A 23,228-nucleotide genomic window follows, 5' to 3' on the forward strand; every position below is an offset into this window, starting at 1 on the left:
ACAAGGGGACTTCGGGTGAAGCAGGTTGTGCAGAACTACAAGAGCGGCGAGCTGGCGGTGCTCGACGTGCCGGAGCCGGGGTGCAAGCCGGGCGGTGTGCTGGTCAGGACCGCCTACTCGCTGATCTCCACCGGGACCGAGCTCATGAAGGTGTCCGAGGCGGGCATGTCGATGCTGGGCAAGGCCCGTTCGCGGCCGGACCAGGTGGCCAAGGTCATGCAGAGCGTGGCCACCAACGGGGTGCCCGCCACCTACCGCAAGGTGATGGGCAAGCTGGACTCCTACACCCCGCTGGGCTACTCGCTGTGCGGGGTGGTCGAGCAGGTCGGCAGCGGGATCGACGACGTGAAGGTCGGCGACCTCGTGGCCTGCGCCGGCAACGAGCACGCGCTGCACGCCGAGCTGAACTGGGTTCCCAAGAACCTCTACGCCCCGGTGCCGGACGGCCTCGCGCCGCGGCACGCGGCCTTCGGCACCGTCGGGTCGATCGCGATGCAGGGCGTCCGCCAAGGCGAGCCGCAGCTCGGCGAGGTGGCGCTGGTCATCGGCCTCGGGCTGATCGGGCAGCTGGTGGTGCAGCTCCTGACCGCCTCGGGGGTGCGCGTCGTCGGGGTCGACCCCGATCCGGCGCGCTGCGAGCTCGCCGAGCGCCTGGGCGCCGCGGCCTGCGGCGATCCCTCGTCCGCGGCCGTGGAAGCCGCCGTCGCCGAACTCACCGGCGGTCACGGCGTGGACCAGGTGTACCTGGCCGCCGGCGGCGGCAGCAACCAGCCCGTCGAGCTGGCCGCGCGGCTGAGCCGGGACCGCGGCCGGGTCGTCGACATCGGCAAGTGCCGTCTGGACCTGCCGTGGAACGCGTACTACGAGAAGGAGCTCGACGTCCGGTTCTCCCGCTCCTACGGTCCCGGGCGCTACGACCCGTCGTACGAGCTCGAAGGGCGGGACTACCCGATCGGCTACGTGCGCTGGACCGAGCGCCGCAACCTGGCGTGCTTCCTCGATCTCCTCGCCCGCGGCGCCGTCGACGTGGAGCCCCTGGTCTCCCACGTCGCCGACTTCGATGACGCCGTCGAGACGTACCGGAGCCTGAAGGACGGCGACCTGAAGGCCGTGGCCGTGCTGTTCCGCTACCCCGAACACGCGGGAGAGGCGCAGGCCCCGGCGGTGGCCGTGCCCGCGGTGCGACGCGACAAAGGAGTCTCCGCCCCGGCCCGGTCCGCCAAGGCACCGGTGCGGCTCGCGTTCGTCGGCGCGGGGAACTACGCGACGTCGATGCTGCTGCCGCACCTGGCACAGCGCGACGGCGTCGAGCTGTCCACGGTCGTCACCACGACGGCGCTGTCCGCGGCCAACGCGCAGCGGAAGTTCGGCTTCGCGCAGGCCACCACCGATCTCGACGCCGTGCTCGGCGACACGTCCATCGACGCGGTGTTCGTCGTCACCCGGCACAGCTCGCACGCCGAACTGACCCGAAGGGCGCTGCTGGCCGGCAAGACGGTGTTCGTGGAGAAGCCGTTGGCACTCACCGAGGACGAGCTGGCGGACGTGCTCGCGGCGGTCGAGGAATCCGGCAACGACCGGCTGCAGGTGGGCTTCAACCGCCGGTTCGCGCCGCTGCTGCAGGAGGCCAAGAAGCGGTTCGGCGCCCGGACCGGTCCGGCGAGCCTGCGCTACCTGGTCAACGCGGGCCGGCTGCAGCACGGGAGCTGGTACCTCCAGCAGGGCACCGAGGGCTCGCGCTTCGCCGGCGAGGGCGGGCACTTCATCGACACGGCGAGCTGGCTGCTCGATGCCGACCCGGTGTCGGTGTACGCGGTCGCCACGTCGGGCAACGAGGACCTGCAGGTCGTGCTGCACTACCCGGACGGGTCCACCGCCACCATCAGCTACGTCACCACCGGCGCGCCCAGCTTCCCCAAGGAGACGCTGGACCTCGTCGCGGACGGCAGGGTGCTGAGGCTCGACGACTTCGTCCGTGCCTCGGTCTACGGCCGCAAGCGGTGGGTCAGTTCGCGGCTGCCCAAGGCCCGGGACAAGGGCCAGTCCGCCGAGCTGGCCGCGTTCGTCAAGGCCGTGCGGACCGGCGGACCGATGCCGGTGCCGCTGGAGTCGCTGGTCGCCACCACGGCGGCCACCCTCGCCGTGCAGGCCGGCCTGGCCGGCGGCGCGCCGGTGACGTTGGCGAGGGCGCGATGACCATGACCGCGGGCTGGTACCTGCGGCGGCTGTCCCGGATGGGACCGCGCGAGGTCGGCGGCCGGGTGGGCGACGCGGTGCGCAGGCGGCGGTGGCGGTCGGTGCTGCCCGACGGCCCGGGCGTGACCGGCGCCCGGTTCACCGCGGTCCTGCCCGCCGGGACGATCGCCGCGGTGCCACCGGACGCGGCGAAACGTCTCATCGCCCAGGCGGACCGGCTGATGGACGGGCACGCCGAGTTCTTCGGGGTGGAACGCGACGACCTCGCCGACCCGGACTGGTGGTACGACCCGAAGACCGGGCGCCGGGCCCCGTCGGGTTACGCCTTCGACGTGCCGTACCGGGACGAGGACGCGGTCGGGGACATCAAGCAGATCTGGGAGCCGTCCCGGCACCAGTACCTGACCGTGCTCGCCGTCGCCTACGCGATCACCGGGAACGACCGGTACGCCGAGCGGGTGGCCGAGCACCTGCGGTCGTGGTGGGCGGCCAACCCGCCGCTGCGCTCGGTGCACTGGACCAGCGGCATCGAGCTGGGCATCCGGCTGCTGTCCTGGGTGTGGATCCGCCGGCTGCTCGACGGCTGGCCGGGTGCGGCCGGGCTGTTCGAGGGCAACCCGGTGGCGCTCCGGCAGATCTGGCACCACCAGCGCTGGCTGGCCGCCTTCCCAAGCCGGGGGTCCTCTGCGAACAACCACGTCGTCGCCGAGGCCGCCGGGCAGTTCGCCGCGGCCTGCGCGTTCGGGTGGTTCCCCGCCTCGGCGCGCTGGCGGGCAGGCGCGGTGCGGTCGCTGGAACGGCACCTGAGGAGCAACACCTTCGAGTCCGGCCTCAACCGCGAGCTGGCCACCGAGTACCACGGACTCGTGCTGGAGCTCGGCCTGGCCGCGGTGGCCGAGGCGGACGCCGCCGGCGTGCCGGTCCCGGCGTCGATCCGGCTGGTGCTGCTGCGGATGACCGACGCGCTCGCGGCCGTCGTGGACAGCCGGCTGCGGCCGCCGCGTCAGGGGGACGCGGACGACGGGCACGGTCTGGTCGTGGACGGCGCGGGCACCGACCGCTGGGCCTCGCTGCTGGCGACCGGGGAGGCCGTGTTCGGCCGGCTCGCCTGGTGGCCCGCGGTGACCGGCGCCGACGTACGCACCCCGCTGCTGGCCGCGCTCATCCGACCCGGCGCACCGGCCGTGACCCGCCCGGCAAGCCGGCCGGACCACCTCGCCGACGCGGGGCTCACCATCCTGCGCGGTCCGGGGGAGATCTGGTGCCGCTGCGACGGCGGTCCGCACGGCTTCCTGTCCATCGCCGCGCACGCCCACGCGGACGCGCTGTCCGTCGAGGTCCGGCACGACGGGGTCGACGTGCTCGCCGACCCCGGGACGTTCTGCTACCACGGGCAGCCCGAGTGGCGGCGGTACTTCCGCTCGACCCTCGGCCACAACACCCTGCAGCTGGACGACGGCGACCAGTCCGTCTCCGGCGGCCCGTTCCTGTGGACCCGGCATGCCCGCAGCCGCGTCCTGGTCGCGGACACGTCCGGCGCCTCGGAAGGGGGGACGGTCCGCTGGTGCGCGGAGCACGACGGTTACCAGCGCTCCGTGCACCGCCGCCGGGTGGAGCTGACCGCCGCGAGCCGGGAGCTGCGGGTGGTCGACGAGGTGCGCGGCCCGCGGCGGGCCGCCGTGCAGCTGGCGTTCCACCTCGGCCCGGCGATCGCCGCGGACCTGGTGGAGAACCGGGCGGTGCTCACCTGGACCCGGGACGGCGAGGACCGCTCCGCGGTGCTCGACCTGCCCGGGCAGCTGCGCTGGCGGGCGCATCGCGGCGAGAGCGACCCGCCGCTGGGCTGGTACTCCCCCGGCTTCGGGCGCAAGGAACCCGCCACGACGCTGGTCGGCACCGGGTTCGCCGACGGCACGGCGCTGTCGGGGGAGTTCACCACCGTACTCAGGTTCCGCGGCTAGGGGGACGCGTGGGATTCAAGTGGAGGCACGGGGCGTGGCCGGCGGCACCGCTGGCGCTGGCCCTGCTGGCGGCGACCGCCTGTACGAGCACGCCGGACGACGCCCGGGCGGAGCCGACGCGTGCGCCCTCCACGTCCGGAGCGCCCTCCAAGTCCGTGGCCCGGGTGTGCGTCAAGCCCGCGGCCGGGCCGGCGAAAGCGCCGGCGGGCGCGGTGACGGTCGACCCCGGGGTGGTCGGCGACCTGGCCGAGAAGACCGAGAACAGCCCTCCGGGCACCACGTTCTGGCTTCGACCGGGCACGCACACGCTCGACAAGGGCCGCTACGCCCAGGTCATCGCCAAGAAGGGGAACCGCTACCTCGGCGCGCCGGGCGCGGTGCTCGACGGCCGGAAGACCAACAACTACGCGTTCAGCGGCACTGCCCCCGACGTCACCATCAGCTATCTGACCGTGCAGCGTTTCGTCGCGCCGCACGACGAAGGCGTGGTCAACCACGACATGGCCGACGGGTGGGTGATCGAGCACGCGACGATCCAGAACAACTCCGGCGCCGGGCTGATGGCCGGTGCCCGCCAACAGGTCCGGGCCAATTGCCTGCGCGACAACGGGCAATACGGAATGAACGCGTACAAGACCGGTGACACCATCCGCGACCTGGTGGTCGAGGGCAACGAGATCGTGGGCAACAACACCGACGACTGGGAGAAGCAGCGGCCAGGCTGCGGCTGCACCGGTGGCATCAAGTTCTGGGCCGTCAACGGCGCCGACGTCCGCGGCAACTGGGTGCACGACAACCGCGGCGCCGGGTTGTGGGCGGACAACAACAACAACGACTTCCGTATCGAGAACAACGTGCTCGAGGCCAACGACGGTGCCGCGCTGATCTACGAGACCAGCTACAACGCGGTCATCCGGAACAACACGATCCGGCGGAACAACTGGGTCGAGGGCCGCACATCCGCCGAAGCCGGCGACAGCTTCCCGTTCGCGACCATCTACCTGTCCGAGTCCGGCGGCGAGCCACGGATCCGGGCCCGCACGGACAAGATCGAAATCTATCGGAACGTACTGACGGACAACTGGTCCGGGATCACCCTGTGGGAGAACGCCGACCGGTTCTGCAACAGCCCGGCCAACACCTCGGCCGGTGAATGCACCTTGCTGGTGCCGGACATCGACCGCTGCGCACAGCCGGCGATCGCCACCGCACCGCTCTACGACGACTGCCGGTGGAAGACCCAGCGGGTGGACATCCACGACAACCGCTTCATGCTGGACGCGTCCGTCGTCGGGTGCACGGTGCAGTGCGGCCGCATGGCGGTGCTGTCCAACTACGGCACCTATCCGGACTGGTCGCCGTACCAGGGCCAACGGGTGGCAGAGGCGATCACCAACAAGCAGCACAACCGCTGGCACGGCAACGTCTACGTCGGGCCGTGGAGCTTCGTCGCCCACGACCCGAGCCGGACGCTCGACGTCCTGCAGTGGCAGGGCACGCCGTACCGGCAGGACACGGGCAGCACCTTCCGCCCACGGGCCGGTGGTTGAGATGGGCGGGGACATGACGCCCGGTGTGCCGCCGGGCGGACCGGCCGCGGCGGGCACGCGGCCCGGCGCCGAACCGCGCCCTGCCGGCACGCCGAAGACCGTCGGGGTGGTCTGGGGGCTGCTGGTCCTCAACACGCTCGGCTCCGCCGGGGCGAAGACCATCATCCCGCTGCCCCGCTCCCTCATCCAGATGGCCACCATGGGTGCGCTGGTCGCCGCGTTCGCGCTGGCGCTCACGCTCAATCTCCGGCTGCGCATCCGGCCCAGCGCCTTCGTGCTCCTGCTCACCCTGCTGCTGGTGCCGAGCGTGATCTCCAGCGCGGACCTGGAGTCAGGGTTCGGCGCGCTGTTCCGCTGCGCCCGGCTCGCTCTCTTCGTCGGCACACTGTGGCTGCTCAGCCGCTGGTGGGACGGCAGCCTGACGTTCGTCCGGTACCACATCCGGATGTACTTCGCGGTGCTCGCGTTGGTGATGGCCGGCCTGGTCATCTCACCGGGTGCGGCCATGCCCGAGCTCTACGGCGAGCGACTGGTCGGCGCGTTGTGGCCGCTCACCCCGCCGCAGATCGGACAGTACGCCGCGGTGATCATCGGGCTCACCGTGCTGCTCCTGATGGGCCGCCGGACCGACAGGGCGGGCGCGGCGATGATCATCGTGCCGTCACTCGTCCTGCTCGCGTTGACCCATACGCGGACGGCCACGGTCGGCCTGCTCCTCGGGTTGGCGTTGGCGATCGGCTCGCTCGTCCTGACCAGCGCCGCCGCCCGCCGGTTCTTCGCCTGGGCGGTGCTGTGCGCCGCGGTGGCCGCGGTGGGGTTCGCCTCCGCGCTACAGGCGTGGTTCCTGCGCGGACAGAGCCAGGAGAACTTCACCAGTCTCACCGGTCGGGCCAAGGTCTGGGACGCCCTGCTGGCAGCGCCCCGGACGACCGCGGAGAAGTTGTTCGGCATGGGTCTGGGCGACAAGTCGTTCGGCGGGCTGCCGATCGACAACAGCTGGCTGGCCGTTTACAACGAGCAGGGTCTGATCGGCGTCACCCTCGTGGCGGCGTTCATCCTCGTGCTGGGCGGTGTCGCGTTGCTGCGGCCACCGTCGCTGCCGAGGGCCTGCGCGATCTTCCTGATCAGCTACGTCGCGATCTCGTCGTACACCGAGGCCGGGCTGGGCGACGCCTCACCGTACCTGCTGCATCTGGCCCTGGCCGCCTCGCTGCTGGCGGCACCTGCCGCGGCCACGCCCCTGACGACGCCCGCTGTCCCCCGGCGACGTATCCCTCGCTGGGCCCGGGATCGGGAGGTGACCTGACCATGCACGTCCTCGTGGTGCACAACCGCTACTCCTCGGCGCAGCCGAGCGGGGAGAACAGGGTCGTCGATGAGGAGGTGGGGCTGCTGCGCGAAGCCGGCCACCGGGTCGAGGTGTTCGAGCGCCGCAGCGACGACATCGCCACCCGGTCCCTGCTGGGCAAGGTCGCGGTGCCGCTGCTGGTGCCGTGGAATCCGGCGGTCCGCGCGGAGCTCGCCGGCCGGCTTCGCACCGAGCGGCCGGACGTGGTGCACGTCCACAACGTCTTCCCGCTCCTGTCGCCCGCGGTGCTGGCCGCCTGCGCCGACGCCGGCGTGCCCGCCGTCGCCACGCTGCACAACTACACCCAGGTCTGCCCGCCCGGCACGCTGCAGCGGGACGGCCGGCTGTGCACCGAGTGCGTCGGGTCGGCGGCGCCGCTGCCCGCCGTCCGGCACGGCTGCTACCGGAACTCCCGGCTGGCGACGGTGCCGCTCGCGGTCAGCCTGTCGGTCAACCGGCGGCGGTGGTGGTCCGGCGTGGACCGGTTCTTCTGCATCTCCGCGGCCCAGCGCGACGTCCTGGTGCGGTCCGGCATGCCGCCCGAGCGGCTGGCGGTGAAGCACAACTTCGTGCCCGACCCGGGCGCCTGCCGAGCCGGCGTCGGTGAGCAATTGCTCTTTCTCGGCCGGCTCGCGGAGAGCAAGGGCGTGCACCTGCTCATGGCCGCGTGGGACGAGATCGCGGCGAGCGGCGGTGTGGGCGTACCGCTCGTGATCGCCGGCGCGGGGCCGCTGGAGCGAGAGGTGACCACCTGGGCGGCGGGCCGGGACGACGTGCGGTACGTCGGCCTGCTTGACCCGGCAGAGTGCCGGCAGGTCGTCGCGCGGTCGGTCGCCGTGGTGGCTCCCTCGATGGCCCTGGAGACGTTCGGCCTGGTGGTCGCGGAAGCCATGGCGGCGGGGGTCCCGACCGTCGCGGCCCGTCACGGCGCCTTCGTCGAACTCGTCGAGGACGGGGTGACCGGGCTGCTGCACCAGCCGGGGGAGGCCGCCTCGCTCGCGTCGTGCCTGCGCCGGATCACGGCCGATCCGGCCGGCAACCGGGAGATGGGTCGGGCGGCCCGGCGCCGTTACGAGCAGGGTTTCAGTCCGGCCGTCGGGCTGGAGCGTCTGGTGGAGGGGTACCGAGCCGCGATCGCGGGTCGGTCCGGCGGCGGGGACAGTGCGCCGCCGGTAGGAACGGAAACGCTGGCTCGCGGTGGGGACACCCGCGCGGGCAGGGATGGGGGCAGTAGATGACACGATGCCGACTCTGCGGCTCGACGGCGCTGGCGAGCGTCGTCGACCTGGGGGCGACCCCGCCGTGCGAGAGCTTCCTCGCCGCGGACCAACTCGACCGACCGGAACCGGCGTACCCGCTGCACCTGCGGGTCTGCACCGACTGCTGGCTCGCGCAGATACCGCCGCTGATCACGCCGGAGGAGACGTTCAAGGAGTACGCGTACTTCTCCTCCTACTCCACCTCCTGGGTGGAGCACGCGCGCACGTTCGTCGCCGGTGCCGTGCAACGGCTGGGTCTCGGCCCCGAAGCCTTCGTGGTCGAGGTCGCGAGCAACGACGGGTACCTGCTGAAGCACGTGGTGGACCGGGGGATCCGCTGCCTCGGCATCGAGCCGTCGGTGAACGTCGGCGGTGCGGCGCGGGACGCGGGCGTACCCACGCTCACGGAGTTCCTGAGCCCGGAGACCGGCGCGGCCGTCCGCGCGGAGCACGGCCCGGCGGACCTGGTCGTGGCCAACAACGTGTACGCGCACATCCCCGACGTCGTCGGGTTCACCCAGGGGCTGCGCGCCCTGGTCGCCGACGACGGCTGGGTCTCCATCGAGGTGCAGCACCTGCTGACCCTGATCGAGGAGAACCAGTACGACACGATCTACCACGAGCACTTCCAGTACTACACGGTCGCGTCCGCGATCCGGGCGCTGGCCAGCGGCGGACTCACGCTCGTGGACGTCGAGCTGCTGCCCACGCACGGCGGCTCGATCCGGCTGTGGGCCCGGCCGTCCGAGGTGGCCGGCGAGCCGACGCAGCGGGTGGCCGACGTGCTGGCCCGGGAGAAGGCCGCCGGGCTGCAGGAGCTGTCGGGGTACACCGAGTTCTCCGCTCGGGTGGCCAAGGTGCGCCGGGACCTCCTGCGGTTCCTCATCGAGGCGGCCGAACGCGGCGAGACGGTCGTCGGCTACGGCGCCCCGGGCAAGGGCAACACCCTGCTCAACCACTGCGGCATCCGGCCCGACCTGCTCGCGTACACGGTCGACCGCAACCCCTACAAGCACGGCAGATTCACCCCGGGCACCCGCATCCCGATCCTGCCGCCCGAGCAGATAGCCGCCGACGAACCCGACTACGTCCTCGTCCTCCCGTGGAACCTGCGGGCCGAGCTGGTCGAGCAGCTGTCCTTCGTGCACGACTGGGGCGGCCGCCTTGTCTTTCCCATCCCGGAACTGAGCATTGTCGAGGTCGAGTCATGAAGGTCGTCCTGTTCTGCGGCGGTTACGGGATGCGGATGCGCAACGGCGTCTCCGACGACGTGCCCAAGCCGATGGCGATGGTCGGCCCGCGTCCGCTGATCTGGCACGTCATGCGCTACTACGCGCACTTCGGGCACAAGGAGTTCATCCTGTGCCTCGGGTACGGGGCGCACCACATCAAGAACTTCTTCCTCAACTACGAGGAGACGACGTCCAACGACTTCGTGCTGCGGGGCGGCAGGACCGAGCTGCTGTCCACCGACATCGCCGACTGGACGATCACGTTCGCGCAGACCGGCATCGAGTCCCCGATCGGGGAGCGGCTGCGCCGGGTGCGGCACCACCTGGACGGTGACGAGATGTTCCTCGCCAACTACGCCGACGTGCTCACCGACGCCCCGCTGCCGGAGATGATCGACCGGTTCGCCGGGCGCGACGCAGGGGCGTCGATGATGGTGGTGCCACCCCAGTCCTCGTTCCACTGCGTGGAGTTGGGCGAGGACGGCCTGGTGGGGGGCATCACCGCGGTGAGCGACCTGCCGATGTGGGAGAACGGCGGCTACTTCGTGCTCCGCCAGGAGGTCTTCGACCACATACCGGAGAACGGGGACCTGGTCGCCGACGGATGCGCCCAACTGGCCAAGCGCGGCCGGCTGGTGGCACACCGGCACCGCGGCTTCTGGAAGCCGACCGACACCGTGAAGGAGCGGGCCGCGCTCGACGACGCCTACGCCAGGGGCGACCGCCCGTGGGCCGTGTGGGAACAGGGCGCCGGAATGAGGACCGCATGATCCGGCTCAGCGCCGGGCGCCCGGACCGGATCGTCGCGGTGGGCGCGCACTGCGACGACATCGCCATCGGCGCCGGCGGCACGCTGCTGACCCTGTGCCGCGCGCGGCCGGGCATCCGCGTCGACGCGCTGGTGCTCTCCGGCGGCGGCAGCGAGCGGGAGCAGGAGGAGCAGGCCGCGCTCGCCGCCTTCTGCCCCGGTGCCGACCTGCGGCTGACCGTGCTCAAGCTGCCGGACGGCCGGCTGCCCGCGCACTGGGAGGAGGCCAAGGCCGCGGTAGAGGAGCTGCGCGAGCGGACCGAGCCGGATCTGATCCTCGCGCCGCGTACCGATGACGCGCACCAGGACCACCGCGGCCTCGCGCGGTTGCTGCCCACCGCGTTCCGCGACCACCTCGTGCTCGGCTACGAGATCGTCAAGTGGGACGGCGACCTCGGCCGTCCGTCGGCGTACCAGCCGCTGTCGCCGGAGACCGCCGAACAGAAGGTGCGGCTGCTGCAGGAGCACTACCCCTCGCAGCGGCACCGGCCCTGGTACGACCGGGAGGCCTTCCTCGGCCTTGCGCGGATCCGCGGCATCGAATGCCACGCGCGCTACGCCGAGGCGTTCGCCGTCACCAAACTCACTCTCGACCTGGGGGAATGAACCTTGCGCGTACTGCTGACCGGACACCAGGGCTACCTGGGCACCGTGATGGCCCCGGTCCTGGCGGCCGCCGGGCACGAGGTCGTCGGTCTCGACGCCGGCCTGTTCGCCGACTGCGTGCTGGGCCCGGCGCCCGCGGACCCGCCGGGGCACCGGGTGGACCTGCGCGACGTCACGGCCGACCACGTGGCCGGGGTGGACGCCGTGATCCACCTGGCCGCGCTCTCCAACGACCCGCTGGGATCGCTGGCGCCGGAGCTCACCTACGACATCAACCACCAGGCCTCCGTGCACCTGGCCCGGCTGGCCCGCGACGCCGGGGTGCGGCGCTTCCTGTACGCGTCGACCTGCTCCGTCTACGGCGCCGCCGGCGGCGACGACCTGGTGACCGAGGACGCCCCGCTGCGCCCGGTGACGCCGTACGCGGAGTCCAAGGTGCGTGTGGAGGACGACCTGCACGAGTTGGCCGACGGCGACTTCACCCCGGTGTTCATGCGCAACGCCACCGCCTTCGGCTACTCGCCCCGGCTGCGCGCCGACATCGTGCTGAACAACCTGGTGGGCCACGCACTCCTGTCCGGCGAGGTCCTCGTGCTCTCCGACGGCACCCCCTGGCGCCCGCTGGTGCACGCCGCCGACATCGCACGGGCCTTCACGGCCGCGCTGACCGCGCCGCGCGAGGCGGTGCACGACCGCGCGTTCAACATCGGCAGCGAGGTCAACAACGTCACGGTCGCCGAGATCGCCGAGCAGGTCGCCGAGGCGGTGTCCGGCGCGAAGGTGGTGATCACGGGCGAGACCGGTGCCGATCCGCGGTCGTACCGGGTGGACTTCTCCCGGTTCCGCGCCGCGATCCCCGGCTTCGACTGCGAGTGGACGGTGAAGCAGGGCGCGCTCGAACTCGCCGACGCCTACCGGAAGTTCGACCTGTCCCGGGAGGACTTCGAGCAGCGCTTCACCCGGCTCGCCGTGCTGCGCGCGGCGTCCGGCGCCGGCGAGGTCGACGACACCCTGCGGTGGCGCCGATGACCGCAGTCGGCGAGGAGATGCACGCGCTGGTGGAGCGGCTGTACCCGCTGTGCCGGAGCATCACCGGCGACGGTGTGCGCGCCACCTTGGAGATCGTCGGCGAGTACGTCCCGCTGCAGGTGCACGAGGTGCCGACCGGGACGCAGGTGCTCGACTGGACGGTGCCGCAGGAGTGGAACATCCGTGACGCGTACGTCGCCGACGCCGGCGGCAACCGGGTCGTCGACTTCGCCGCGTCGAGCCTGCACGTGCTCGGCTACAGCGTGCCGGTGTCGGCGACCATGCCGCTGGCCGAGCTGCGGTCGCATCTGCACACCCTGCCGGAGCACCCGGCTTGGGTGCCGTACCGCACCAGCTACTACAAGCCGGAATGGGGGTTCTGCCTGGCGCAGGAGACCCTGGACGGGCTGCCGGACGGCGAGTACGAGGTCCGTATCGACTCCACGCTCGCGGACGGTCATCTCACCTACGCCGAGCACGTGGTCCCCGGGCAGGTCCCCGACGAGGTGATCGTCTCCTGCCACGTCTGCCACCCGTCGCTGGCCAACGACAACCTCGCCGGCATCGCGGTGGCGACGTTCCTGGCCCGCGCGCTGGCACAGGGGACGCCGTACTACACCTACCGGTTCATCTACGCGCCCGGCACCATCGGGGCGATCACCTGGCTGGCCCGCAACGCGGAGCGGGTGGACCGGGTCAAGCACGGGCTCGTACTGGCCTGCGCCGGCGACCCGGGCCGGCTGACGTACAAGCAGAGCAGACGCGGCGACGCGGAGATCGACCGGGTGATGCGACATGTCCTGACCGCCTCCGAACGCCCGCACCACGTCAAGGAGTTCACCCCGTACGGCTACGACGAGCGGCAGTACTGCTCGCCCGGGTTCGACCTCGGCGTGGGATCGCTCAGCCGGACCCCGTACGCCGGGTACCCCGAGTACCACACCTCGGCGGACAACCCGGACTTTGTCTCCCCGCAGGCGATGGCGGACACCCTCGCGGTCTGCCGCGAGGCGTTCGCCGTGCTCGACCGCAACCGGCGGTATGTCAACCTCAGCCCCTACGGGGAGCCACAGCTGGGCCGGCGCGGGTTGTACGACTCGCTCGGCGGCCGCAGCGACGCGCAGCAGGCCCAGATGGCCATGCTCTGGGTGCTCAGCCTCTCCGACGGCGAGCGCAGTCTGCTGGACGTCGCCGAGCGGTCCGGGCTGCCGTTCGACGCCGTCGCCGCCGCGGCCGGCGCCCTGCACGACGCCGGGCTGATCAAGGCATGACACCGATGACCACCGAGGGGGAGAATCCGCGGACGACGGCGCCACCGGCCGGGTCCGCCAGACGGGCCCTGGTCGGCCGGCTGTCCTGGGGACTGGCCGACCAGGCGGCCTCCAGCGTGAGCAACTTCGTGGTGGGCGTCTACGTCGCCCGCTCGCTGGGAGTGACCGCGTTCGGCGTGTTCAGCCTCGCCTGGGTGACGTACGGCGTGGTGCTCAACGTCTCCCGCGGGCTGGCCACCGATCCGCTCGTGGTGCGCTTCAGCGGCGTGCCGGAGGCGTCCTGGCGCGGGGCGGTGGCCCGGTCGACGGGTACCGCGCTCGGCGTCGGTGCGGCCATCGGCGCGGCGTGCCTGGTGGCCGGGCTCGGCCTCGGCGGCCGGGTGGGGCCCGCGTTCGCCGCCCTTGGTGTCGTGTTGCCGGGGCTGCTGCTCCAGGACGCCTGGCGGTTCTCGTTCTTCGCCGCCGGCACCGGGCGGAAGGCGTTCGTCAACGACGTCGTGTGGGGTGTCGCCCTCGTCCCGGCCATGGTGGTGGCGGCCCGTGCGGGCAGCGTGGCGGCCTTCGTGCTCGCCTGGGGCGCGTCCGCCACGGTGGCGGCCGGGTACGGCTACCTCCAGTCCGGCATCCGGCCCCGGCTGACCGAGGCGCGCGGGTGGCTCCGCGAGCAGCGCGACCTCGGCTACCGGTACCTGGTCGAGAACGTCAGCCTCAGCGGTGCGAGCCAGCTGCGGGCGTACGGGCTCGGCGCGATCGTCGGGGTGAGCGCGGTGGGTGCGGTGCGGGGCGCAGAGCTCCTGCTCGGCCCGTTCCTGGCGGTACTCATGGGGCTTTCGCTGGTCACCGTCCCGGAGGCGGCCCGGGTGCTACGGCGGGCCCCGCACCGGCTCGGCACGTTCTGCCTCCTGCTGGGCGGGGGGCAGGCCGCCGCCGCTCTGCTCTGGGGCTCGGCGCTGCTGCTGATGCCCGGCCGGCTCGGCGAGCTGATGCTCGGCGGCGTCTGGCACTCCGCCTCGGAGCTCATCGTGCCGGTCACCCTCGGCGTCGCGGGCGCGGGCCTGGGCACCGGCGCGGCGGCCGGACTGCGCGCGCTCGGCGCGGCCCGGCGCAGCCTGCGCTGCCAGCTGTTCGCCTCCGCCTGCTACGTCGGCGGCGGGCTCGGCGGGGCGGCCGCCGCCGGCACGGTCGGCTCGGCCTGGGGCGTCGCCGCCGCGACCGTCAGCGGCTCGGCCGTGTGGTGGCTGCAACTGCGCTCCGCCCTGCGCGAGCACCACCGCGATCCCATCCCCGAAGTGAGGACCTCATGACCGCCCAACCCAGGCTGAGCATAGGCCTGCCCGTGTACAACGGCGAGGAGTACCTGGCCGAGTCGCTCGACGCCCTGCTCGGCCAGACCTACGAGGACTTCGAGCTCGTCATCTCCGACAACGCCTCGACCGACGGAACCCAGGAGATCTGCCGCAAGTACGCCGCGCGGGACTCGCGCATCCGCTACCTCCGGCTGCCCCGGAACATCGGCGCCGCCCCGAACCACAATCACGTGTTCACCGAGTGCCGCGGCGAGCTGTTCAAGTGGGCCTCGCACGACGACCTGTACGCCCGGGACCTGCTGCGGCGCTGCGTGGAGGCGCTGGACGAACGGCCGGACGTGATCCTCGCGCACGCCGACCAGGCGGTCATCGACGCCGATGGCACGGTGAAGGTCCCGTACGAGTACACGCTCGCCACCGACTCGCCGCACGCGCCGGAGCGATTCCGCAGCATGCTGTTCGAGCCCGGCGGCGACGACTTCTACGGGGTGATGCGTGCCGACGTGCTGCGCCGGGTGAAGCCGCACGACAGCTACCACCACGCGGACCGCACGTTCGTCAGCGAGATCGGCCTGCACGGGCCCTTCCACCAGGTGCCGGAGCTGCTGTACTTCCGCCGCGACCACCCCACCCGCGCCGAGCGGGCGAACCCTTCCAAGCGCTCCCGGTGCGTCAACCTGGACCCGCGCCGGGCAGGCCTGCTGCACCCGACGCCCCGGCTGCTCGCCGAGTACGTCTGGGGCTTCGCCTCGGCGATCCGGCGCGCGCCGTTGTCCGCGGCCGACCGGCGTGCGTGCTACCGCCACCTGGCCGCATGGATGACCAGCCGGGTCCGGCCGGGCGCCGGCGAACGGGTCGAGGACCGCGCCCCGGTCGACCCGGGTCTGCTCACCGTCTCCGTCGACGCCCTCGTCGCCGGCCGTGAGGGGAGGCGGACATGACGGCCGCGGCCGGGGCCCCGGTGCGCGTCGGGGTGTTCGGCCTGCTCGGCTCGGGCAACCTCGGCAACGACGGATCGCTCGAGGCCGTGCTCGGGTACCTCCGCGCCGAACACCCGGAGGCGGTCGTGGACGCGCTGTGCGGCGGACCCGAGGCCGTGACGACCCGGTTCGGGATCCCCGCGACGCGGCTGCACTGGTACCGCGGGGAGTACCGGACCGCCTCGCGTGCGGGCGCGGTAGCGGGGAAGGGCCTGGGCAAACTCGTCGACGTCTTCCGCACCGCCGCCTGGGTACGCCGGCACGACGTGGTGATCGTCCCGGGCATGGGCGTCCTGGAGGCCACGTTGCCGCTGCGGCCGTGGGGCTTCCCGTACTCGCTGTTCCTGCTCTGCGCCAGTGGCCGGCTGCTGCGCACCCGGGTGGCGCTGGTCAGCGTCGGCGCCGCGACGATCGGCGACCGGCCGACGCGGGCCCTGGTGCGCTGGTCGGCGCGGCTGGCCGCCTACCGGTCGTACCGGGACGCGCAGTCCCGCGACGCGATGCGGGCGATGGGCGTGGACACCGCGCGCGACGAGGTCTACCCGGACCTCGCGTTCGCCCTGCCGACGCCACAGTCGGGCGGACCCGACAAGCTCTCAGTCCCGTCGGCGCCGCAGGGCCCGGTCTGCGTCGGCGTCATGGACTTCCACGGCGGCAACGACGATCGTGCCCGGGCCGATGAGATACACCGGCGCTACCTCGACGGGACGATCCGGTTCGTCCGCGCGCTGGTCGAGGAGGACCGGGCCGTCCGGCTGCTCACCGGTGACGAGTGCGACACGTCGGTGGTCGCCGCGATCCTCGACGCGGTGGACTCGCCGCTGGTCACCGCCGCCGAGCCGTCCTCACTGGCCGACCTGATGAAGGAGATGGCGACTGCCGACGCCGTGGTGGCGGTCCGCTACCACAACCTGATCTGCGCGCTGAAGACCGGTACGCCGGTGCTCGCCCTCAGCTACGCGGCGAAGAGTGACGCGCTCATGGCGGAGATGGGCCTCGGCGCGTACTGCCACCCGGCGCGCGAGGTCGACGCCGACCGGCTGCTCGAACAGTTCCGTGCGCTGGAGAAGCGTTCGGCCGAGCTGCGGCGGACCCTCACCGAGCGGAACCTGGCCGCCGCCCTGCGACTCCAGCACCAGTTCCACTCCTTGACCGCGGCCCTGTTCCCTGCGGCCGACCACGCCCACACCTCGCGGAAGGCCCCATGAAGGCGACCCAAGTCCCGGAGATCACCGGCGCGTACCTCTTCGAACCGACGCCGTACGCCGACGAACGCGGCTTCTTCTGCCGCACCTTCGACGCCGACGTGGTCCGCTCGGTGGGCCTCGACCCGGACGCCTTCATCCAGGACAGCCTGTCCCGCTCGGTCCGGGGCGTACTGCGCGGCCTGCACCTGCGCTCCGGCGCCGGCGAGGCCAAGCTGGTGCGGTGCTCGTACGGGAGGATCTTCGACGTCGTCGTGGACCTGCGGCCGGACTCGCCGACGTACCGCAACCGGGCCACCTTCGAGCTGTCCGGCGAGACGCAGGTGACCCTGTACATCCCGGCGGGGTGCGCGCACGGCTTCCAGGCGCTGACCGACACCGCCGACACCTCGTACAGGATCGACCGCCCGCACGATCCGGCCGAGGACGTGACGATCGCCTTCGACGACCCGGAGCTCGCCATCGCCTGGCCGCTGCCGGTCACATCGATGTCCCAGCGGGACCGGGAGGCGCCGAGCCTCGCCGAGGTCCTCAAGCACCAGGAAGGTTGAGGTCGGCGTGTACACCGAAGACACCGAAGAGTTGCTCCTGCCCCGGTCGCGGATGGCAAACGAGCGGCTGCACGCCATGATCCCCGGGGGTGCGCACACCTACGCCAAGGGCGACGACCAGTACCCCGAGAACCTGGCCCCGGTCATCAGCCACGGCCACGGTGCCCACGTGTGGGACGTCGACGGCAACCGCTACGTCGAGTACGGCTCCGGCCTGCGGTCGGTCAGCCTCGGTCACGCCCACCCACGTGTGGTCGAGGCCGTGCGGCGGGAACTCGACCGCGGCAGCAACTTCGTCCGGCCGTCCATCGTGGAGGTCGAAGCCGCGGAACGCTTCCTGGCCACGGTGCCGACCGCCGAGATGGTGAAGTTCGCGAAGAACGGCTCCGACGCCACCACCGCCGCGGTGCGCCTCGCCCGCGCCGCCACCGGACGCCCGCGGGTGGCCCTCTGCGCCGACCATCCCTTCTTCTCCGTCGACGACTGGTTCATCGGCACCACGCCGATGTCCGCCGGTGTTCCGGCGGCGTCCAACGAGCTCACCGTGGCGTTCCCTTACGGGGACCTGGCCGCCACGGAGGAGCTGCTCACCCGGTACCGGGACGAGGTCGCCTGTCTGATCCTCGAACCCGCCACCCACACCGAGCCGCCGCCGGGGTACCTCGCCGGCCTGCGCGAGCTGGCCGACCGGCATGGCTGCGTACTGATCTTCGATGAGATGATCACCGGCTTCCGCTGGTCGGAGGCGGGCGCCCAGGGCCTGTACGGCGTCGTCCCCGACCTCTCCACGTTCGGCAAGGCGCTGGGCAACGGATTCGCCGTCTCCGCGCTGGCCGGGCGCCGCGATCTGATGGAGCGGGGCGGGCTGCGGCACTCCGGCGACCGGGTGTTCCTGCTGTCCACCACGCACGGTGCGGAAACGCACTCCCTGGCAGCCGCGATGGCCGTGCTCACCACCTACGTCGAAGAGGGCGTCACCGCGCGGCTGCACACCCTGGGCGAGCGGTTGGCCGCGGGTGTCCGCGACGCCGCGGCCGCCATGGGCGTCGGCGACCACATCGTCGTCCGGGGCCGGCCCAGCAACCTGGTCTTCGCCACCCTCGACGAGAACCTGCAGCCCTCGCAGGAGTACCGCACCCTGTTCCTGCACCGGCTCCTCGCCGGCGGGGTGCTGGCCCCGTCGTTCGTGGTGAGCAGCGCGCTCAGCGACGCCGACATCGATCACACCGTCGACGTGGTGGCCCGGGCATGCGCGGTGTACAGGAAGGCACTGGACGCCGCCGACCCCACCCCCTGGCTGACCGGACGACCGGTGAAACCCGTGTTCCGCCGCCTGGCGTGACGGGGCGTCAGTGACGCTCCAGCCGACCGGCGTCGGCCATCTCACCGGCCGTCCCATCGGCCGTCCCGTCGACCAGCCGGTCGGCCATCCGGTCGACCAGCCAGGCGGTCGCCGGTACCACGGCCAGCGCGGTGCACCCACCGCCGAGGGCGTCGGTCGGGTAGTGCGCGCCCAGGGCGACCTGCGCCCAGCCCATGGCGGCGCCGGCAACCAGCGCCGCGGCGAGCACGAGTGACGTGCCGGCCGTCCTGCCGAGGCGGAGCCGGTCGGCGGCGAGCAGCGCCACCACGAGGGCGAGCGCGGTGGCGAAGGCGGTGTGCCCGCTCGGATAGGACAGGTTCGCGCCGTGGATGGTGCGTCCCACCACGGACTTGAGCAGCGTCGTCGTCCCCACGGTCAGGCCGGCGCCGGCGACGACGAGCACCGCCGCGCGAGGACGCCGAAGCAGCAGGCAGCCCGTCACGGTGGCCACGAGCAGCATCACCGCTCCCTTGGGCTCGCCCAAGAAGTCCGTGGCCAGAGCGACGTTCCGCCACGACTCCTGCACACCGTCCACGGCCGCCGAGATCCGCGCGTCCACCCTGCCGGGCTCGCTGTCGCCCGCATACAGGACCCCGAGCACGAGGACCATCAGCGCGGCGAGGGCCGCGATCGGCCCGAGCCACCCACGCAGCGAAGGAGGCAGCACCGCGGGCCCCGTCCGGCGGGTCACGGGCCCACCGCGTCCGGCCGATGGCACGGCCGGGATCGTCAGTCGCACGGACTGCGCACGGCTCGACCGGGCACGATGACCAACACGTCGAGCGTGAACGGAGCCGGGCCGACTTCCGGGCCCGCTCCGGCCTTCGGCTCCTGCCGGCGCCAACTCCCCACCAACGACCCCCCGTCGTGTCCGGCGTGGCCCCCGCGGGAGCCATCAGCCCGTGCGGCCCACCCTAACCAACAACGCGGTCGCGGCAAACCGCCGTCGGAGCGTCCGCGGGTCAACACTTGGCGAACTTCGGATTGGTGTCACCCTCCTGCGGGCCCCGACGTGGGCCGGGGCACGTTGTGGGCTCAGACGGCCTCTCGCACCGGTTCGAGGATGGCCACGCACTCCACGTGGTGCGTCATCGGGAAGAGGTCGAACGCACGCATACGCCGCGGGGCGTACCCGGCCGCGGCGAAGTAGCCGAGGTCGCGGGCGAGGGCGGCGGGGTCGCAGGCGACGTAGGCGATGCGGCGGGGGCCGAGGGAGGCGACGTGCTCCACGGTGGCGCGGCCGGCGCCGGTGCGGGGCGGGTCGAGGACGACGAGGTCGGCCTCGGTGATCCCGGTGCGCGGCAGTACGGACTCGACCTTGCCCTGCTCGATGCGGACGCGGTCGAAGTCGGCCAGGTTGTGCCGGGCGTCCTCCACGGCGCGCTTGCCGGACTCGATGCCGAGCACCGCGCCGGTCTCGCCGACCCGCTCGGCGAGGGCGCCCGCGAACAGGCCCACGCCGCAGTAGAGGTCCAGGGCGGTCTCGCCCTTGCGCGGCATGAGGCCCTGCATGACGGCCTCGACCAGGAGCCCGGGGGCCTGCGGGTGGACCTGCCAGAAGCCGCCGGAGCCGACGCGCCAGGTGCGGTCGATCGCGCGCTCGCGCACGAAGCCGCGGCCGTGCACGCGGTGGACGCCGTCCTGCTCGTCGACGCGCAGGACGGAGACGGGACGGTCCAGCTCGACCAGGGGGAGCCGGCCGCCGGGGCGCGGGGTGAGGATCACCTGGCGGTCGGAGGAGCCGGTGGCGGCGATGGCCTCGACCGAGGCGATGCCGGACCAGTCGCGGGACTCCACGCCCAGCTCGCGGACGCCGGGGGCGGCGATCAGGCAGCGGTCGATGCGCTCGACCTCGTGCGAGCGGTGGCGGCGCAGCCCCGCGTGGCCCTCGGCGTCGACCGCGTACTGGACGCGGGTGCGCCAGGCCGGGACCTCACCCTTGGCGACCTTGTCGCCCGGGGCGGGCTCCACGGTGCCGTCCCAGCCGGCCTCCTCGGGGGTGAGGTGGGCGAGCCGCTGCAGCTGCTCGGTGATCACCTGCACCTTGAGCCGCCGCTGCGCGCCGGGGGCCGCGTGCTGCCAGTCGCAGCCGCCGCACTTGCCGGGGCCGGAGAACGGGCAGGGCGCCTCCACACGGTCCGGGGAGGCCTCCAGGACCTCCACGGCGTCGGCGCGCAGGAAGCGCGAGTCCGGGCCGCCCTCGGTGATCTCGGCGATGACCCGCTCGCCGGGGAGCGTGTGCCGGACGAAGATCACCTGCGGCCGGTCGTGGCCCGGCAGGACCGTCCTCGCGATGCAGTGGCCGCCGTGCGCCACCGGGCCGACCTCGACCTCGTAGCGCTCGCCGACGAGGGCGTCGGCCTCAGGGGCCTTCGTACGGTGCTGCATGACGGAACAGGCTCCTGGGGGCAGGGGGCGGGGAAGGACGGCAGCTCACCAGTCTACGGCCCGCCGCCGCCCCGGGTTCACGCCCGCCCGCTGGGCTCCCGGCGCCGCTTGGACGGCCCCGCCTCGCCGCGGCGCACGGAGCCCGGCGCGTTCCACTCGGCGCCCTTGCGGGCCCGCTGCTTGGCGCGCTCGGAGGACTCCAGCTGCCAGGGCACGGAGGTCACCATGACGCCGGGGGTGAACAGCAGCCGGCCCTTGAGCCGCAGCGCGCTCTGGTTGTGCAGCAGGTGCTCGTACCAGTGGCCGACCACGTACTCCGGGATGAAGATCGACACGACGTCGCGCGGGCTGCTGCGGCGCAGGCTCTTGACGTAGTCGATGATCGGCCGGGTGATCTCGCGGTACGGCGAGTCCAGCACCTTCAGCGGCACCTCGATGCCGCGGCGGTGCCACTCGGCCTGCAGCGCCTTGGTGTCGGCCGGGTCCACGTTGATGCTGAGCGCCTCCAGTGTGTCCGACCGGAAGAGCTTGGCGTACGACAGGGCCCGCAGGGTGGGCTTGTGCACCTTGGAGACCAGGACGATGGAGTGCACGCGGGAGGGCTTGACCTCCTCCTCGCTGCGCTCCTCGGCGGCCGCGAGTTCGCTGGAGACCCGGTCGTAGTGGCGCCGGATGGCCGTCATCATGCCGTAGAAGAGGACCATGCCGAGGACGGCGACCCAGGCGCCGTGCGTGAACTTGGTCAGCAGCACGACGACGAGGACGAGCCCGGTGAAGAAGGCGCCGAAGGTGTTGATCGCCCGGGAGCGGACCATGTGGCGGCGCACGGCGGGGTCGGTCTCGGTCGCCAGGTGCCGGTTCCAGTGCCGGACCATGCCGATCTGGCTGAGGGTGAAGGAGACGAAGACGCCGACGATGTACAGCTGGATCAGCCGCGTCGAGTCGGCCCCGTAGATGTAGACCAACACGCACGCGAAGGCGGCGAGCAGCACGATGCCGTTGCTGAAGGCGAGCCGGTCGCCGCGGGTGTGCAGCTGGCGCGGCAGGTAGCGGTCCTGGGCGAGGATCGAGCCGAGCACGGGGAAGCCGTTGTACGCGGTGTTGGCGGCCAGGAACAGCACCAGCGCCGTGGCCCCGGCCAGGAAGATGAAGGGGATCGACCCGTCGCCGAAGACGGCGGAGGCGACCTGGGCGATCACCGGGTCCTGGGTGTAGCCGGGGCCGACCGGCTTGCCGTTCACCAGCAGGTCGGCGGCCGGGTTCTCGGCCATGCGGACGTTGGTGTTGAGGGCGAGCGCGATGATGCCGCAGAACATGGTCACGGCGAGGACGCCCATCAGCGCCAGGGTCGTCGCGGCGTTCTTGGACTTGGGCTTGCGGAAGGCGGGCACGCCGTTGCTGATCGCCTCGACGCCGGTCAGCGCGGCACAGCCGGAGGAGAAGGCCCGCAGCAGGAGGAAGACGAGCGCGAAGCTCGCGAGTCCGGTGTGCTCGGCCTTGATCGTGTAGCCGGCGGTCGGCGCGTGCATCTCGTCGCCGATCGCGATCCGGAAGATCCCCCAGGCCAGCATGCAGAAGACGCCGAAGACGAAGGCGTAGGTGGGGATGGCGAAGATCGTGCCCGACTCGCGCACGCCGCGCAGGTTCATCAGCATGAGCAGGACGATCATGCCGATGGCGCCCAGCACCTTGTGCTCGACGAAGAACGGCACGGCGGAGCCGAGGTTCTCCACGCCGGAGGCGACCGACACGGCCACGGTCAGGACGTAGTCGACCAGCAGCGCGCTGGCCACGGTGAGCCCGGCGCGCGGGCCGAGGTTGGTCGTCGCGACCTCGTAGTCGCCACCGCCGGAGGGGTAGGCGTGCACGTTCTGCCGGTACGAGGCGACGACGGTGAACATCAGCACGACGACCGCGACCGCGATCCAGGGGCTGAAGTGGTAGGCCGACACTCCCGCGATCGACAGGACCAGGAGCACCTCTCCGGGCGCGTACGCCACGGAGGACAGCGGGTCGGAGGCGAAGACGGGGAGCGCCAGCCTCTTCGGGAGGAGCGTCTCTCCGAGCCTGTCGCTGCGGAGCGCCCGCCCGATCAGGATCCGTTTCGGAAGGTCGGTCAGTTTGGACACCCCGCGATGTTAGAGGATCGTCAAGATTTCCGATCCCCCGCCCAC

Annotated in this window: 18 protein-coding genes; 15 read left to right on the plus strand and 3 right to left on the minus strand. The window is 72.4% G+C overall.

From position 1 onward, the window contains the following. The first annotated feature begins 15 nt into the window (after positions 1 to 15). Genes OG937_13700 through OG937_13770 form a run of 15 tightly spaced genes read left to right on the plus strand, consistent with a single transcriptional unit; the run spans position 16 to position 18,645 of the window. Entirely contained in the window at positions 16 to 2,196 is a 2,181-nt protein-coding gene (locus tag OG937_13700) for a bi-domain-containing oxidoreductase (GenBank protein WUD72671.1), read from the plus strand. Next, entirely contained in the window at positions 2,193 to 4,157 is a 1,965-nt protein-coding gene (locus tag OG937_13705) for a heparinase II/III family protein (GenBank protein WUD72672.1), read from the plus strand. Before OG937_13700 ends, OG937_13705 begins: the two co-directional genes overlap by 4 nt. Before the next feature lie 8 nt (positions 4,158 to 4,165). Next, positions 4,166 to 5,707, plus strand: coding sequence for a right-handed parallel beta-helix repeat-containing protein (locus OG937_13710; protein WUD72673.1), 1,542 nt, complete (start codon positions 4,166 to 4,168; stop codon positions 5,705 to 5,707). A 1-nt stretch (position 5,708) separates the two neighbouring features. After that, a complete protein-coding gene (locus OG937_13715; protein ID WUD72674.1) occupies positions 5,709 to 7,013 on the plus strand; it encodes an O-antigen ligase domain-containing protein in 1,305 nt (434 codons plus the stop codon). A gap of 2 nt (positions 7,014 to 7,015) precedes the next feature. Then, positions 7,016 to 8,293, plus strand: coding sequence for a glycosyltransferase family 4 protein (locus OG937_13720; protein ID WUD72675.1), 1,278 nt, complete (start codon positions 7,016 to 7,018; stop codon positions 8,291 to 8,293). Further along, a complete protein-coding gene (locus tag OG937_13725) occupies positions 8,290 to 9,525 on the plus strand; it encodes a class I SAM-dependent methyltransferase (protein WUD72676.1) in 1,236 nt (411 codons plus the stop codon). Before OG937_13720 ends, OG937_13725 begins: the two co-directional genes overlap by 4 nt. Further along, a complete protein-coding gene (locus OG937_13730; protein ID WUD72677.1) occupies positions 9,522 to 10,316 on the plus strand; it encodes a glucose-1-phosphate cytidylyltransferase in 795 nt (264 codons plus the stop codon). Before OG937_13725 ends, OG937_13730 begins: the two co-directional genes overlap by 4 nt. Further along, a complete protein-coding gene (locus OG937_13735) occupies positions 10,313 to 10,960 on the plus strand; it encodes a PIG-L family deacetylase (protein WUD72678.1) in 648 nt (215 codons plus the stop codon). The genes OG937_13730 and OG937_13735 overlap by 4 nt, the downstream gene beginning before the upstream one ends. Before the next feature lie 3 nt (positions 10,961 to 10,963). Then, positions 10,964 to 11,989: an SDR family oxidoreductase gene (locus OG937_13740; GenBank protein WUD72679.1), complete on the plus strand. Its 1,026-nt coding sequence runs from the start codon at positions 10,964 to 10,966 to the stop codon at positions 11,987 to 11,989. After that, complete coding sequence (locus tag OG937_13745; GenBank protein WUD72680.1) at positions 11,977 to 13,260, plus strand: DUF4910 domain-containing protein; 1,284 nt, start codon at positions 11,977 to 11,979, stop codon at positions 13,258 to 13,260. Before OG937_13740 ends, OG937_13745 begins: the two co-directional genes overlap by 13 nt. Then, positions 13,257 to 14,564, plus strand: coding sequence for a hypothetical protein (locus OG937_13750; protein ID WUD72681.1), 1,308 nt, complete (start codon positions 13,257 to 13,259; stop codon positions 14,562 to 14,564). Before OG937_13745 ends, OG937_13750 begins: the two co-directional genes overlap by 4 nt. Then, on the plus strand, positions 14,561 to 15,508 hold the full coding sequence (locus OG937_13755) for a glycosyltransferase (GenBank protein ID WUD72682.1): 948 nt from the start codon (positions 14,561 to 14,563) through the stop codon (positions 15,506 to 15,508). Before OG937_13750 ends, OG937_13755 begins: the two co-directional genes overlap by 4 nt. Next, entirely contained in the window at positions 15,505 to 16,755 is a 1,251-nt protein-coding gene (locus tag OG937_13760) for a polysaccharide pyruvyl transferase family protein (protein ID WUD72683.1), read from the plus strand. The genes OG937_13755 and OG937_13760 overlap by 4 nt, the downstream gene beginning before the upstream one ends. Then, positions 16,752 to 17,303: a dTDP-4-dehydrorhamnose 3,5-epimerase gene (rfbC, locus tag OG937_13765; GenBank protein WUD72684.1), complete on the plus strand. Its 552-nt coding sequence runs from the start codon at positions 16,752 to 16,754 to the stop codon at positions 17,301 to 17,303. Before OG937_13760 ends, rfbC begins: the two co-directional genes overlap by 4 nt. Positions 17,304 to 17,310: 7 nt before the next feature. After that, a complete protein-coding gene (locus tag OG937_13770) occupies positions 17,311 to 18,645 on the plus strand; it encodes a glutamate-1-semialdehyde 2,1-aminomutase (protein WUD72685.1) in 1,335 nt (444 codons plus the stop codon). Between the two features lie 7 nt (positions 18,646 to 18,652). Here OG937_13770 and OG937_13775 read toward each other — a convergent pair whose 3' ends face one another. From OG937_13775 to OG937_13785, 3 genes are all read right to left on the minus strand, one after another. Beyond that, a complete protein-coding gene (locus tag OG937_13775; GenBank protein WUD72686.1) occupies positions 18,653 to 19,357 on the minus strand; it encodes a phosphatase PAP2 family protein in 705 nt (234 codons plus the stop codon). 344 nt (positions 19,358 to 19,701) lie between these two features. Next, positions 19,702 to 21,054: a methyltransferase domain-containing protein gene (locus OG937_13780; GenBank protein WUD72687.1), complete on the minus strand. Its 1,353-nt coding sequence runs from the start codon at positions 21,052 to 21,054 to the stop codon at positions 19,702 to 19,704. A 77-nt stretch (positions 21,055 to 21,131) separates the two neighbouring features. After that, on the minus strand, positions 21,132 to 23,183 hold the full coding sequence (locus OG937_13785) for an APC family permease (protein ID WUD72688.1): 2,052 nt from the start codon (positions 23,181 to 23,183) through the stop codon (positions 21,132 to 21,134). Between the last annotated feature and the right edge of the window lie 45 nt (positions 23,184 to 23,228).

The organism is Streptomyces sp. NBC_00510, assembly GCA_036013505.1.
Taxonomy (GTDB): Bacteria; Actinomycetota; Actinomycetes; order Streptomycetales; family Streptomycetaceae; genus Actinacidiphila.